This window comes from Blautia faecicola (genome assembly GCF_004123145.1).
Taxonomy (GTDB): domain Bacteria; phylum Bacillota; class Clostridia; order Lachnospirales; family Lachnospiraceae; genus Oliverpabstia; species Oliverpabstia faecicola.
Window position 1 is genome coordinate 1544256 of the sequence record NZ_SDKC01000001.1, and the last position, 13547, is coordinate 1557802.

General features: G+C 43.6%; 13 protein-coding genes. 8 read left to right on the plus strand and 5 right to left on the minus strand.

Features of this window, described 5'->3' with window-relative positions; all coding sequences use genetic code 11:
• Positions 1-4 precede the first annotated feature (4 nt).
• The 6 genes from cas2 (at position 5) to ETP43_RS06900 (ending at position 5084) form a co-directional block, all read left to right on the plus strand.
• Positions 5-322, plus strand: coding sequence for a CRISPR-associated endonuclease Cas2 (gene cas2 / locus ETP43_RS06875; RefSeq protein WP_129257501.1), 318 nt, complete (start codon positions 5-7; stop codon positions 320-322).
• 12 nt (positions 323-334) lie between these two features.
• The gene (gene csm6 / locus ETP43_RS06880) at positions 335-1654 is read left to right on the plus strand and encodes a type III-A CRISPR-associated CARF protein Csm6 (protein WP_129257502.1); all 1320 of its coding nucleotides are present in this window, start codon (positions 335-337) and stop codon (positions 1652-1654) included.
• Positions 1655-1660: 6 nt separating this feature from the next.
• A complete protein-coding gene (locus ETP43_RS06885; protein WP_129257503.1) occupies positions 1661-2275 on the plus strand; it encodes an SAM-dependent methyltransferase in 615 nt (204 codons plus the stop codon).
• A 38-nt stretch (positions 2276-2313) separates the two neighbouring features.
• Positions 2314-2607 (plus strand): hypothetical protein, encoded by a 294-nt coding sequence (locus ETP43_RS06890; RefSeq protein WP_129257504.1) that lies wholly within the window; start codon positions 2314-2316, stop codon positions 2605-2607.
• 258 nt (positions 2608-2865) lie between these two features.
• Positions 2866-3990, plus strand: a complete 1125-nt coding sequence (locus ETP43_RS06895) for an aldo/keto reductase (protein WP_243114213.1) — start codon at positions 2866-2868, stop codon at positions 3988-3990.
• A gap of 176 nt (positions 3991-4166) precedes the next feature.
• Complete coding sequence (locus ETP43_RS06900) at positions 4167-5084, plus strand: nucleotidyltransferase family protein (RefSeq protein WP_022399555.1); 918 nt, start codon at positions 4167-4169, stop codon at positions 5082-5084.
• A gap of 234 nt (positions 5085-5318) precedes the next feature.
• Here ETP43_RS06900 and ETP43_RS06905 read toward each other — a convergent pair whose 3' ends face one another.
• Positions 5319-5570, minus strand: coding sequence for a helix-turn-helix domain-containing protein (locus tag ETP43_RS06905; protein WP_129257505.1), 252 nt, complete (start codon positions 5568-5570; stop codon positions 5319-5321).
• A 209-nt stretch (positions 5571-5779) separates the two neighbouring features.
• Here ETP43_RS06905 and glf point away from each other — a divergent pair, with 209 nt between their 5' ends.
• Positions 5780-6901 (plus strand): UDP-galactopyranose mutase, encoded by a 1122-nt coding sequence (glf, locus tag ETP43_RS06910; protein WP_129259510.1) that lies wholly within the window; start codon positions 5780-5782, stop codon positions 6899-6901.
• A gap of 223 nt (positions 6902-7124) precedes the next feature.
• Here glf and rfbD read toward each other — a convergent pair whose 3' ends face one another.
• From rfbD to ETP43_RS06930, 4 genes are all read right to left on the minus strand, one after another.
• A complete protein-coding gene (gene rfbD / locus ETP43_RS06915) occupies positions 7125-8066 on the minus strand; it encodes a dTDP-4-dehydrorhamnose reductase (protein WP_129257506.1) in 942 nt (313 codons plus the stop codon).
• A 275-nt stretch (positions 8067-8341) separates the two neighbouring features.
• Positions 8342-9361: a dTDP-glucose 4,6-dehydratase gene (rfbB, locus tag ETP43_RS06920; RefSeq protein WP_129257507.1), complete on the minus strand. Its 1020-nt coding sequence runs from the start codon at positions 9359-9361 to the stop codon at positions 8342-8344.
• A gap of 45 nt (positions 9362-9406) precedes the next feature.
• Positions 9407-10303 carry a glucose-1-phosphate thymidylyltransferase RfbA gene (gene rfbA / locus ETP43_RS06925; RefSeq protein ID WP_118567625.1) on the minus strand — a complete coding sequence of 299 codons (897 nt, stop codon included), beginning with the start codon at positions 10301-10303 and terminating at the stop codon, positions 9407-9409.
• Positions 10304-10605: 302 nt separating this feature from the next.
• Positions 10606-11787: a MerR family transcriptional regulator gene (locus ETP43_RS06930; protein ID WP_129257508.1), complete on the minus strand. Its 1182-nt coding sequence runs from the start codon at positions 11785-11787 to the stop codon at positions 10606-10608.
• 350 nt (positions 11788-12137) lie between these two features.
• On the opposite strand from ETP43_RS06930, the gene ETP43_RS06935 reads away from it, so the two are divergent.
• Entirely contained in the window at positions 12138-13538 is a 1401-nt protein-coding gene (locus ETP43_RS06935; protein WP_243114214.1) for an MATE family efflux transporter, read from the plus strand.
• Positions 13539-13547 lie beyond the last annotated feature (9 nt).

Sequence of the window (13547 nt, forward strand, 5' to 3'; positions counted from 1 at the left end):
ACGAATGGAAAATTATTTTTGGAATACGGAAGAAAATTATAAAGAGAAAAAACTATATATTCTGGTGATTTATGATATAGTAAATAACAGACGGAGAGTTGCTTTTGCCAAGAAAATGAATGGCTATGGATTCCGCGTACAGAAGTCGGCATTTGAAGCTATGATTTCGGAAGGTATGTATCGAAAACTGATCGATGAGATACCAACATTGATTGATAAATCAGAAGACAGTGTACGGGTATATAAGATTCGTGGAACCGGAGAAGTGAATCTTTTCGGACTGAACCAGAAAATTGAAAATGAAGAAGTTATTATTATTTAAAGAGGAAAGCAAATGAATAGAACAATTTTATTTACCCCGGTGGGAGGAACAGATCCTATTTCATCAACGAACTGCTATGATGGATCCATGTTACATATCTGTCGGGTTTACAAACCGGATATAGTTATTATGTATATGTCCAAGGAGATGCTGGATTATCAGGAGGAAGATGATCGATATCGATACTGCCTCGATCAGTTGATGAAATTGCAGAAACGGAAAATGGAATATAGAATTATTGAACGGCGAAATCTCACGAAAGTGCATGAATTTGATTATTATTATCAGGATTTTCGGATGATCATAGAAAAGATTCATGAAAATATGGATGATTCGGATACACTTCTTCTGAATGTATCATCGGGAACTCCGGCGATGAAAAGTGGCTTACTGGTATTACAGACATTGGGAGAATTCCCGGCGAAACCGATTCAGGTTGCAACACCGGAAGAAAAGATTAATGAACATAGTCGCAAAAATTATAACGTACGATTGTTGTGGGAGAAGGATATAGACAATCGCGAAGGATACAAAAACAGGTGTAAAGAAGTAACTTGTCCAACGTTGTCGAAAATAAAAAAAGAAGAAATAATAAAAAAACACATTTCTGTTTATGACTATAAAGCTGCCATTGATGTTGCGGAGACATTACCGAAGAAAGAAACGAAAAACTATAACGATTTATTGTATTTAGCAAATTCGAGAATTTTACTGGACTTTTCCAGAGTAGATAAACTTATAGAAAAAACAAAATTGCAGTGTTTTCCAGTGGAGGACACAGAGGAAAGAAAATATTTTGAGTATGCGTTGAGTACAAATATAAAATTGAAGCGAGGAGAGTATGCTGATTTTATACGCGCAATCACACCGTTAATAGTGGATTTGTTTGAAACTATTTTGGAAAAAGAATTTAATATTGATATCAATGATTACTGCGAAATAAATGAAAATTCAGTAAGGAACTGGTCAAAAAGAAAATTATCAGGAACTGTAATTGGAAATTTATTAGACAGACAGTATCGCAATGGATTTAAAGGTAAAGAAGTATATTCAGACCATCTTCGAATGATAATTATTGGTTTGTCAAAAGATCGGCGATTAATAAGAACAGTAGATGAAGTAAGAAAAGTTGAAAAAAATATTCGAAATCTGGCAGCTCATGAAATTGTGTCGATTACGGATAAAACCATTGTGGAAAAAACAGGATATACAGGCGAGAAAATTATGAACATGATAAAAGAACTGTTTCATTATACGGGAATAGCGATTCGCAAGGAATACTGGGATTCTTACGATGATATGAATCAAAAAATATTACAGAAAATCGGGTAATAAGATATGAGAGAAGACAAAACCGAACAGCGATGGGATAAACTACTGCACATCCGCACAAGCGGAAGGGATGATTCTCATTCGGATCAACACAGATACCCGTATGAGCCGACACCGTATACCGTGCTGGAACGCCTTGCGGATTCCGGGTATATCCGAAAGAACAATCTGCTGTTGGATTATGGCTGCGGAAAAGGACGGGTAGATTTCTTTTTGTCCTGGCAGACCAGATGTCAGTCTGTAGGAATTGAATATGATGAGCGGATCTATGAAAGTGCACAGAAGAATAAAGAAACCGCAGTCTCCTCCGGGCGGGTATCTTTCGAAAAGGTCGATGCGACAGAATTCGTTGTCCCGGATCAGGCGGACAGGATGTATTTTTTTAATCCGTTTTCTGTAGAAATATTACAGCATGTGATAGCAAGAATACTGGAATCCTATTACCGGAATATGAGACCGATCCAATTGTTCTTTTATTATCCTTCGGATGACTACATAGCGTGTCTGATGAGTGTGGAAGAGTTACAGTTTTCGGACGAGATTGATTGTAAAGATCTCTTTCCGGGAGAAAATCCAAGGGAAAGAATCGTAGTATTCGAACTGGGAGAAATCGCAGGTTGAAATATGGAAAGTTAAGGAACGCGAAGGAGAAAAACATTATGGGAGATCATGAAAGAGGAAAGCTGGATGACAGTGGATTCCACTATGACGGCTGTGCAGGCGGTCCCTGTGGATGCGATGGAGGAAGCGGAGGTTCGCCGAGGAGAGGTGGCGGTGGAGACGGTCTGTGGATTGCATTTGGCTTGATTGTGGTTTTTGGAGGGGTAATCGGACTGTCGGAACTAACAGGAATACCATTGGAAAACTGGTCATCAGGAATGATACTTTTTGTGATGTTTCTCCTGTTTTTATTAGTTGCAGTGATTATAACAATCTATTATCTTCTGAAATAGAAAGAATATTCGTAACTATTCAGTAGGTAGTATCCCGCGAGGTGTTTTGGCATGAATATGCCAAAATCCCGAGACATACAAGTCAAAATGCCATCACCGAAGGTGATTTTAAATGCATTTTGACTCGTAACTGTGAAGGTACTGAACAGTTACGAATATTCAGCATAAAAATATCACAAAAAAGAAAAAAAGATTGACATTCAAGTATACTTGAATGTTATCATAAAAGTAAACAAAAAAGAAAGAAGGGTTTTTACAATGAGTGTTGATGTAACAAAAATGCCGAAACTCGGTTTCGGTCTGATGAGACTGCCGGAGAAGGACGGGGAACTGGATCTGGAGCAGCTTTGTAAGATGGTGGATGCGTATATGGCATCCGGAATGAATTATTTTGATACCGCTTATATGTACTGCGGAGGAAAATCCGAGAGCATCATCAAAAAAGCGCTGGTAGAGCGTTATCCGCGTGACAGCTTTACGCTGACAACCAAACTTCCGCAGTGGATGATGGACGAAGGAATTGACGGAAGAGATCGGATCTTCAATGAGCAGCTGGCACGTACCGGTGCGGGATATTTTGATTATTATCTGTTACATAGCGTAGAAGACGGAGCAAACTACGAAGGTTACGTCAAATACGACTGCTTCAACTGGGCGATGAAGAAAAAAGAAGAAGGACTGATCCGTCATTTCGGTTTCTCTTTTCATGGAACACCGGAACTGCTGGACAAGATCCTCTCCGAGCATCCGGAAGTAGAGATCGTACAGATCCAGATGAACTATGCAGACTGGGAGAATCCGCTGGTACAGTCCGGTCGACTGTATGAGGTTCTTCGCAAATACAACATGCCTTTCCTGGTTATGGAGCCGGTAAAAGGCGGTTCTCTCGCCAGTGCATCTCCGGAAGTCGAGGCAGAGATGAAAAAGATCAAACCGGACGCTTCCGTAGCATCCTGGGCACTGCGCTTTGCGGCATCTCTTCCAGGTGTTGCCACCGTATTGTCCGGTATGTCCAACGAAGAGCAGATGAACGACAACCTGAAGACATTTACCAACTTTGAGCCACTGTCAGAGGAAGAGCAGAAAGTGATCGAAAAAGCACAGGAGGAACTGAAGAAAAATCCAACCGTTCCATGTACTTCCTGCCGCTACTGCTGCGATGGATGTCCACAGCAGATTTCCATCCCGGATGTCTTCCGTGCGTTAAATACGATCCGCCTGTACGGAGAAAAAGACCGTGCACAGTCTTATTATGAAAAACTGACACAGACATCCGGAAAAGCAGGTGACTGTATCCAGTGCGGTCAGTGCGAGAGTGTCTGTCCGCAGCATCTGTCCATTATTTCTCTGCTGGAGGAAGCAGCTGAAAAACTGGAGAAATAATAAAAAACGGCTGTGCTATACCTGAAAAGCATAACAGATGGTTCAAATATGTTTCCTGTATTGCTTTTTGTGGGGAAAAATGTTAAGATATTAGCAAATGAACACGAGACAAAGAATACCTGCAGAGACGGGAGCGTGCGCTGCAGGTATTCTTCTGCAACAGAAAGGAACAACATATGAAAACAACACTGATTATCATGGCAGCGGGTATTGGTTCCAGGTTCGGAACAGGGATCAAACAGCTGGCAAAGATGTCGGACAACGGAGAGATCATCATGGATTACTCGATCTATGATGCAAAAGAAGCAGGATTTGACAAAGTGGTATTTGTAATCCGCAAAGATATCGAGGAAGAGTTCAAAGCGGTGATCGGAAACCGCATCGGCTCTCAGATCGAAGTGGAATATGTATACCAGGAACTGACCGATCTGCCGGATGGCTTCACTGTGCCGGAAGGACGTAAAAAACCATGGGGAACCGGTCAGGCGGTACTGGCGTGCAAAGATGTAGTCAAAGACCCGTTTGTGATCATCAATGCAGACGATTACTACGGAAAAGAGGCTTTCGTAAAGCTGCATGATTTTCTGGTAAACGGAAAACAGGAAGGCGAAGTGCTGAACATGGCGATGGCAGGATTTGTCCTGAAAAATACTGTCAGCGAGAACGGAGCTGTTACCCGTGGTATCTGTACCGTGGATGACGATGATATGCTGACAGATGTTCTGGAGACATCCGGTATTGCAATCGGGGCGGACGGAACCGTAGTCTGCGACAGAGAAGAAGTAAGATCCTGGATCACACCGGATGTTCATGTATCTATGAATATGTGGGCCGCATATCCGGAATTTCTGAACAAGCTGGAGAGTGGATTTGTAGAATTCCTGAAGGATGATTCCGGTGATCCGCTGAAGAAAGAATATCTGATTCCGATCATCGTGGACGGTCTGTTAAAACAGAACAAAGCAACCGTAAAAGTTCTGGAGACACAGGACAAATGGATCGGTATTACTTATAAAGAAGATACCGAACTGGCACAGGCAGGTTTCCGTGAAATGATCCGTTCCGGTAAATATCCGGAGAAACTGTGGGATTGATTCTAAAAGAAGAAAATTAAGGATAAAAAATATGAAAAAACAGCATCAAATAAAAAATCAGAGATGTGGAAATTCCCAAAATCTGATTTTTTATCTGATGCTTTTCTTTTTCGCAAGCGACGGGTTAAAGTCTGGGTCTGTACGGGAAACCGGATGGCTGTCGCGACAACAGGCGACAGAAGACGCTGTTAATATAACTCGTATCTGTGCGGAATTTCTTATGAAGAATCAATCTTAGACCTGTGCATCCTTGATCAGATCTTCAAATGTCACATGAAAAATCTGGCAGAATGCAAGAATCTCGATATCTGTGACATAACGCTGATTTGTTTCAATCCGCGTGATCACGTTCCGGTCGATATCGTATCCGATCAGTTGCAGTTCTCTTGCCAGATCCCGCTGGGAAAGTTCCCGGTTCTGGCGAAGACGCATCAGATTCTTGCCAATCATATTTTTGTTTCCGTTCGATGTTCTTGGTTTTGGCATGGCAGGATAAGCTCCTTTTTCTTTGGTAAAATAAAATTGTCTCATTTTCTGAGTTCTTCCATAATTTTACAAAACTTAGGGAATTCGCATGGTTGTAAAAATGAGACAAAACGGGCAGAAAAAGAAAAGGGATGACATTTTGCCGGAGGCTGTATATAATGGAAGAAGCGACAGCGAGACGGAAAGAAAAAGATACAAGGAGAAACAAAATGAAAGCATATGATTATGTTATCGTAGGAGCCGGTCTGTACGGCGCCGTATTTGCCCGGGAAGCGGTAAAAAAAGGGAAAAAGGTGCTGGTAATCGACAAACGCCCAAACATCGCAGGAAATGTGTATACAGAGCAGATCGAAGGGATTCATGTACATAAATACGGTGCGCATATTTTCCACACCAACAACAAAAAAGTGTGGGACTATGTGACATCTTTTGCGGAGTTTAACCGCTTTACGAACTCCCCGGTGGCAAATTACAAGGGTGAGCTGTACAGCCTGCCGTTTAATATGTATACCTTCAATAAGATGTGGGGTGTGGTGACACCGGAAGAGGCAGCAGCCAAGATCGAAGAACAGAGACAGGCAGCAGGCATCACCGAGCCGAAGAATCTGGAAGAGCAGGCAATCTCTCTGGTTGGAACGGATATTTATGAGAAACTGATCAAGGGTTACACACAGAAACAGTGGGGACGTCCGTGTACGGAGCTTCCGTCATTTATCATCCGCCGTCTGCCGGTACGTCTGACCTTTGATAACAACTATTTCAATGCATTATATCAGGGAATTCCGGTAGGTGGTTACACAAAGATGGTTGCCAACATGCTTGATGGCATTGAGGTAGAACTTGGCGTGGATTATCTGGAGAAGAAAGAGTATTATGACAGTCTGGGAGAAAAGATCGTATATACCGGACCGATTGATGCGTATTTTGCATATACACTGGGTACGCTGGAATACCGTTCGGTGCGATTCGAGACAGAAGTACTGGACAAACCGAATTTCCAGGGAAATGCAGCGGTGAATTATACAGACGCAGAGACTCCGTGGACACGAATCATCGAGCATAAATGGTTTGAGTTCGGAAAAGATGAGAACGGTCAGGATCTTCCGAAAACAGTCATCAGCCGCGAATACAGCTCCGAGTGGAAACCGGGCGATGAACCTTATTATCCGGTCAATGATGAAAAGAACGGAAAACTCTATGAAGAATATAAAAAACTTGCTGAGAAAGAAACTGATGTGATTTTCGGCGGCAGACTGGGTGAATATAAGTATTATGATATGGATGCGGTGATTGCAGCGGCACTGGATATGAGTGAGAGAGAGCTGGGATAATTGTTTTCGGATTATGACAGATATTTAAGAAAATTCAATTGTGATTTACCAGGATGGTAAGAAAAGCAAATCCAGTATGTTGTAGACTGGGGCTGTCAATGAGGCATTATGTATAAATATCTGAGGAAAACTAAAAACAGTGTAGTACAATGTTTGATTTCAAACCGTACTACACTGTTTTTAGTTAAACAATATATCATTTGCGTTGATAATCAGACACACTCTAGAACTCAATCTCCTTCAGATACCGTGCCACAGCATCTTGCCAGGTAGGAAGCGGCTCGAATCCGTTTTCTACCAGTTTGGATTTGTCCAGACGGCTGTTGAACGGGCGTTTTGCTTTGGATACGCCGTATTCCGCGGTGGTAACCGGAGCAACGGATACACGGTCTTCGGAATATTCCTCGCGTCCCATAGCGACAGCCTGACGGAAGATTTCTTTTGTGAAATCGAACCAGCTGATATAGCCGCCCTCGTTGGTTGCGTGATAGTAACCGTATTTGTCTGTCTCGATCATATCAACCAGCAGTCTTGCCAGATCGTAGGTATAAGTAGGAGTACCGATCTGATCGGAAACAACGGTCAGTTTGTCGTGCGTTTTTGCCACATTCAGCATGGTTTTGATAAAGTTCTTTCCGTTTTTACCGAATACCCATGCGATACGAACGATAAAATATTTATCCAGAGTGGAAGATACGGCAAGTTCTCCGTCCAGTTTGGTCTGGCCGTATACATTTAGCGGTTTGTAATCTTTGCAGTCCGGCTGCCACGGTTCGGTTCCCTGTCCGTCAAATACATAGTCGGTGGAAATATAAACCATTTTCGCATCCAGTTCTTTGCAGACAGAAGCGATATTCGCAGTTCCATCTACGTTGATAGCTTTTACTTTTGCCTGTTTGTCTTCGTCCTCAGCCAGATCGACAGCAGTCCATGCAGCACAGTGAACGACAACATCCGGTTTGATCTCGGTAAGCGTCTTACAAACAGCTTCTTTATCTGTGATATCCATGGCAACGTAAGGCATGGTTGTTACCGGACTTTCGTCTTGTACACCGCTGTAGGAAGGAGCGATATCGCTTCCGATTCCTTCATAACCTCTTTTTGCCAGCTCATTCATCACATCGTGTCCCAGCTGTCCGGCAACACCTGTTACAAATACTTTCATATTGTTCTCTCCATAATTCATCTGCCGTAGCTGCAAAGCTAGTACAGCGAATATTAAGTAACCGCCATATTGACTTGTCTGATTTTTCATCTGCTGCGTTGTCGTCAATCGTCGTAGCCACCGCTACGCCTCATTCCTCCGCCTTGCAGATGAAGAAATCATCCTGCGTCAATATAGCAGATACTTAATTTTCGCTGTACTAGAGTATATGCCTGACAGAACGGCAGATTTTAAATGATTTATTAGTTCAGTGTCACGGTACGCACCGGCAGGAATTAGCGGTTTGCGTACATTTTCTCATAGTAGTTCTGGTATTCACCGGAGATGATGGTTTTCCACCATTCTTTGTTATCCAGATACCACTGAATGGTTTTTTTGATACCGTCTGCGAATTTGGTTTCCGGCAGCCAGCCCAGTTCGTTGTGGATCTTGGTCGGATCGATGGCATAACGCATGTCATGACCTTTTCTGTCAGATACATAGGTGATCAGGCTTTCTGGTTTACCCAGTTCTTTACAGATGATTTTTACGATATCGATGTTTTTCATCTCGTTGTGTCCACCGATGTTATAAACTTCGCCGACACGACCGTTGTGGATGATCAGATCGATCGCTTTGCAGTGATCCTCTACATACAGCCAGTCACGGACATTTTCACCTTTTCCGTATACAGGAAGCGGTTTGTCATTCAGTGCATTGGCGATCATCAGCGGAATCAGTTTTTCCGGGAAATGATACGGTCCGTAGTTGTTGGAGCAGCGGCTGATGGTAACAGGCAGACCATATGTACGATGGTAAGCCAGAACCAGAAGATCAGCACCTGCTTTGGAGGAACTGTACGGGCTGCTGGTGTGAATCGGAGTCTCTTCGGTAAAGAACAGGTCCGGGCGATCCAGAGGCAGATCTCCGTATACTTCATCGGTAGATACCTGATGATATCTCTTGATACCGTATTTTCTGCAGGCATCCATCAGGACAGCAGTACCTTTGATGTTGGTATCCAGGAATACTTCCGGGTTCTCGATGGAACGGTCTACGTGGCTTTCTGCTGCGAAGTTTACAACCATATCCGGATGTTCTTCTTCGAACAGTTTGTATACAGCTTCACGGTCTGTGATGCTTTCTTTTACAAAACGGAAGTTCGGGTTGTCCATAACAGGAGCCAGAGTGGACAGGTTACCTGCATATGTCAGGCAGTCCAGGCATACGATCCGATAATCCGGGTATTTTTTCAGCATATGGAAAATAAAGTTGCTTCCGATAAATCCGGCACCGCCGGTAACAATAATATTCATAACATTTCTCCTTTAAAAATTTATAAACAAATCCGGGGCACGGGCTTAGCGGCGTGCGTCCAGATATTTGCCGTTCAGAACATCCATCAGATACTGACCATACTGGTTTTTCTTCAGCAGTTCGTATACTTTCAGAACTTCTTCTTTTGAGATCCAGCCGTTCAAGTAAGCGATCTCTTCCAGACACGCAATTTTTCTGTGCTGGTGAGTTTCCATGGTTTTTACGAAGTTGGTAGCGTCTACCAGACTCTCATGGGTACCGGTATCCAGCCAGGTAAATCCCTGTCCCAGAAGTTCTACATTTAACTGTCCTTCTTCCAGATAGATGCGGTTCAGATCAGTAATCTCCAGCTCGCCACGTGCACTCGGTTTCAGATTCTTAGCGTATTCCACTACTTTATTGTCGTAGAAATACAGACCGGTCACACAGTAATTACTCTTCGGATGTTCCGGTTTCTCTTCGATGGAAATAGCTTTTCCTTCATTGTCGAATTCTACGATGCCGAAACGCTCCGGATCATCCACATAGTAACCGAAGACAGTAGCACCTTTTCCGGTTTTTGCATTTTCTACCGCTGCGTGCAGACGCTTGGTCAGACCATGACCGGCGAAAATGTTGTCACCCAGAACCATAGCTACAGAGTCATCACCGATGAATTCTTCTCCGATGATGAATGCCTGTGCCAGTCCATCCGGGCTTTCCTGTACAGCATAGGTCAGGTTTACGCCAAACTGATGACCGTCGCCCAGCAGTTCCTCAAAACGTGGGGTATCCTGCGGGGTAGAGATGATCAGGATATCGCGGATGCCGGCGTTCATCAGGACTGACATCGGATAGTAGATCATCGGTTTGTCATAGATGGGAAGTAACTGTTTGGAAGTTACCATGGTCAGAGGATAAAGGCGTGTGCCGGATCCTCCTGCTAAAATGATTCCTTTCATGAGTATTCTCCTTTCAGATCATTTGTTGTAACTATTCAGTAGGTAGTATCCTGCGAGGTGTTTTGGCATGAATATGCCAAAATCCCGAGACATACAAGTCAAAATGCCATCACCGAAGGTTTAAATGAATTTTGACTCGTAACTGTGAAGGTACTGAACAGTTACCATTTGTTTTTTCAGTTCCGTATCCTAAGATGATACCATTATAAAAGGTGACCTTAGGTCACCTTCAAGTACTTTTTTAAAATTTTGGTAAAATTGTTGGTTTTTACTTATAGGACAGAGAAAAACAGAGGGGAAATTTAGTAATTGCAAATAAAAATCCCGGCATCTTTTGTGATATGCAATCCTTTTTCTGTTTTTTTCTTTACAAAGGATCGAAATTCTTTGTAGTGGTCAAGCAGGTATCGGTTCTGATTGCCGTGGCAGGAGAGGATATAGGAGATCAGAGGCTCCGGGTCGGACACCAGAAGACCGTCCTCATAAGAGATCCATTCCACACGGGAAAACCAGGGTTCGAGCACCTGTGCGCCGTTTTCGCGACCGAATTTTTCATATAATTTGTTGGCGGAGAGCACGATCCGCTCATCAAACTGGCTGACCAGCTGACTGATTTCCTTCATATGAGAGTTGCCATAGGTACTGCATAAGAACCGTCCGCCCGGTTTCAGTACCCGCCGGACTTCTTTACACACATTTTCCAGATTATCACAGTAGAACAGCACATGGTTGGCGATCACGAGATCATAGCTTTCAGAAGCTGCCGGAATCTTTTCACAGTCAAAAGCAGCGAAAGAAAACCGGGAATCTCTGGCTCCCAGTGCACGTCTTGCATCGCGCAGCATCCCGTCGGAGATGTCGGAGAGGGTAAGGTGGATGTTTTGAGGAAGCAGAGAGATGTTTTGTTTCCATAAAGCACCGTCCCCACATCCCAGTTCCAGAACGTTCATGCCGGACTGCAGATGGCACTGTGAATAGATCCACGGAAACCATCCTTCTTTATTTATAGAGTATAAACTGTGCAGCTTGATTCGGGCTGCAATGTTAGTTGCGTTCTGATACTGATTCTTCATACTCTTTTCCATACCGGTCAGATGGATCAGATCAAGCATCTGGTTCCAGTCGATGGTGTGCTGGGTCTGGATCGCATCGGAAGTATCCTGAATCGCCTTCTCCACCAACTGTAATTGTTCGATCCGGTCGCGCACCAGCTTCAGTTGCACATCCAGGGAATCCCGCATAAAATGATAGTCCGTATCATTGATCGTCATATCCCGGATATCATCCAGCGAAAATCCCAGAAACTTCAACAACAAAATCTGCTGCAGCCGCGCCAGATCTTCATCCGTGTAAAACCGCGCACCGGCATCATTTACATAGGAAGGTTTTAAAATATTCTGTTTATCATAATAGCGGATCGTCCGAAGCGTCACATGCGCCATACGCGCAAATTCCCCGGACGAGTAGTAGCCCTCTTTTTTCATAGATTTTACGCCTTTCTGTATATGAAAATAGATAAAAACAGTATAGCAGACGGAGAGATAGAAAGCAAATTTGTCTGTATTAGTGAAAATAAAAAATTCCATACAACAAAAAGGCGAAAAAGACCGGAAATAAAGGAAAATAAGCGTGACAAAACATTGGATAAATGATAAAATATTTCAGATAAGGGATGTCGTCGGGCATACCTGCTTTTTGATTTGCGTGAATTTTGATGTATGAGGAAGAATTTTATGGGGATGGGGTAAATCAGAAAGCATTGCGGCTGGGATGCATGGACTGCATTTTTTATGAGCAATTTTCAGACCGAAAAAACAGGACAGAAGGGGGATTTATGCTGGGAAACGTAAGAAAAAAATTTATTGGAGACAAGCAGTTTTATAAGATGGTACTTGCCATCGCCATACCGATCATGATCCAGAACGGAATCACAAACTTTGTAAGCCTGCTGGATAACATCATGGTTGGTCAGATTGGAACGGAGCAGATGTCGGGGGTTGCGATTGTCAATCAGCTGATCTTTGTATACAATTTGTGTATCTTCGGAGGAGTGTCCGGTGCGGGGATCTTTACCGCGCAGTATTTTGGGCAGAAAGATGATGAAGGTATCCGTCATACCTTCCGGTTCAAATTGTGGGTATCTGCGATTCTGACTGCACTGGTTATTGTGATCTTTCTAATCAGTGGAGAAAGCCTGATTCAGATCTATCTGAACGGCAGCAGTGACGGCGGTGATCTGGCGGCTGCACTTCGCTATGGAAGACAGTACATGCTGGTGATGTTATGCGGACTGCCGGCCTTTATGATGGTACAGACATATGCGAGTACACTTCGTGAGTGCGGAGAGACGATGGTGCCGATGAAAGCCGGTGTGACAGCGGTTCTGGTGAATCTGGTATTTAACTATCTGCTGATCTACGGAAAATTCGGTTTTCCAAAACTGGGCGTTGTCGGTGCTGCAATTGCAACGGTACTTTCCAGATATGTGGAGATGGCGATCGTTTTAGTCTGGACACACAAGCATAAGGAAATCAATACCTATATCGTCGGGATTTATAAGACCATGAAGATTCCGGGGTATCTGATAAAGAAATTTATTATCAAAGGCTCTCCGCTGCTCTTTAACGAGACACTGTGGGCTGCAGCACAGGCTACACTGATGCAGTGTTATTCGGTGCGCGGGCTGAGCGTAGTAGCGGCGTTCAATATTGCGAATACGATTGCAAACTTATTTAATGTAGTATTTATCGCCCTGGGTGATTCGGTAGCCATAGTGGTAGGACAGAGGCTGGGTGCCGGCAAGATGGATGAGGCAAGGGATCTGGACAACAAGATGATCGCCTTTTCTGTGATGTGCTGTACCGGTGTTGCGATTGTGATGTTCCTGATCGCGCCGCTGTTTCCACAGCTGTATAACACGGACAGTACGACAAGACATCTGGCAGAATACCTGATCATGACACAGGCAGTCTTTATGCCGCAGAATGCGTTCCTGCATGCGACATATTTTACCCTGCGTTCCGGTGGCAAGACAGTGGTCACGTTCTTTTTCGACAGCGTCTTCGTGTGGATCGTCAGCGTGCCGATCGCCTTTGTGCTGAGCCGGTTTACCGGTTTGTTTGTAGTAGTGATTTTCGCATGCGTCAATATTGCAGACTGGATCAAATGCGTGATCGGCTTTGTACTGGTTAAGAAAGGCGTCTGGTTGCAGAATATTGTGTCGCAGAAAGAATGACAAACAGTG

Excerpts from the sequence above, each read along its gene's own strand:
- cas2 (WP_129257501.1), top strand. The coding sequence starts at position 5 with ATGGAAAATTATTTTTGGAATACGGAAGAAAATTATAAAGAGAAAAAA.
- csm6 (WP_129257502.1), top strand. The coding sequence starts at position 335 with ATGAATAGAACAATTTTATTTACCCCGGTGGGAGGAACAGATCCTATT.
- ETP43_RS06885 (WP_129257503.1), top strand. The coding sequence starts at position 1,661 with ATGAGAGAAGACAAAACCGAACAGCGATGGGATAAACTACTGCACATC.
- ETP43_RS06890 (WP_129257504.1), top strand. The coding sequence starts at position 2,314 with ATGGGAGATCATGAAAGAGGAAAGCTGGATGACAGTGGATTCCACTAT.
- ETP43_RS06895 (WP_243114213.1), top strand. The coding sequence starts at position 2,866 with ATGAGTGTTGATGTAACAAAAATGCCGAAACTCGGTTTCGGTCTGATG.
- ETP43_RS06900 (WP_022399555.1), top strand. The coding sequence starts at position 4,167 with ATGAAAACAACACTGATTATCATGGCAGCGGGTATTGGTTCCAGGTTC.
- ETP43_RS06905 (WP_129257505.1), bottom strand. The coding sequence starts at position 5,570 with ATGCCAAAACCAAGAACATCGAACGGAAACAAAAATATGATTGGCAAG.
- glf (WP_129259510.1), top strand. The coding sequence starts at position 5,780 with ATGAAAGCATATGATTATGTTATCGTAGGAGCCGGTCTGTACGGCGCC.
- rfbD (WP_129257506.1), bottom strand. The coding sequence starts at position 8,066 with ATGAAAGTATTTGTAACAGGTGTTGCCGGACAGCTGGGACACGATGTG.
- rfbB (WP_129257507.1), bottom strand. The coding sequence starts at position 9,361 with ATGAATATTATTGTTACCGGCGGTGCCGGATTTATCGGAAGCAACTTT.
- rfbA (WP_118567625.1), bottom strand. The coding sequence starts at position 10,303 with ATGAAAGGAATCATTTTAGCAGGAGGATCCGGCACACGCCTTTATCCT.
- ETP43_RS06930 (WP_129257508.1), bottom strand. The coding sequence starts at position 11,787 with ATGAAAAAAGAGGGCTACTACTCGTCCGGGGAATTTGCGCGTATGGCG.
- ETP43_RS06935 (WP_243114214.1), top strand. The coding sequence starts at position 12,138 with ATGCTGGGAAACGTAAGAAAAAAATTTATTGGAGACAAGCAGTTTTAT.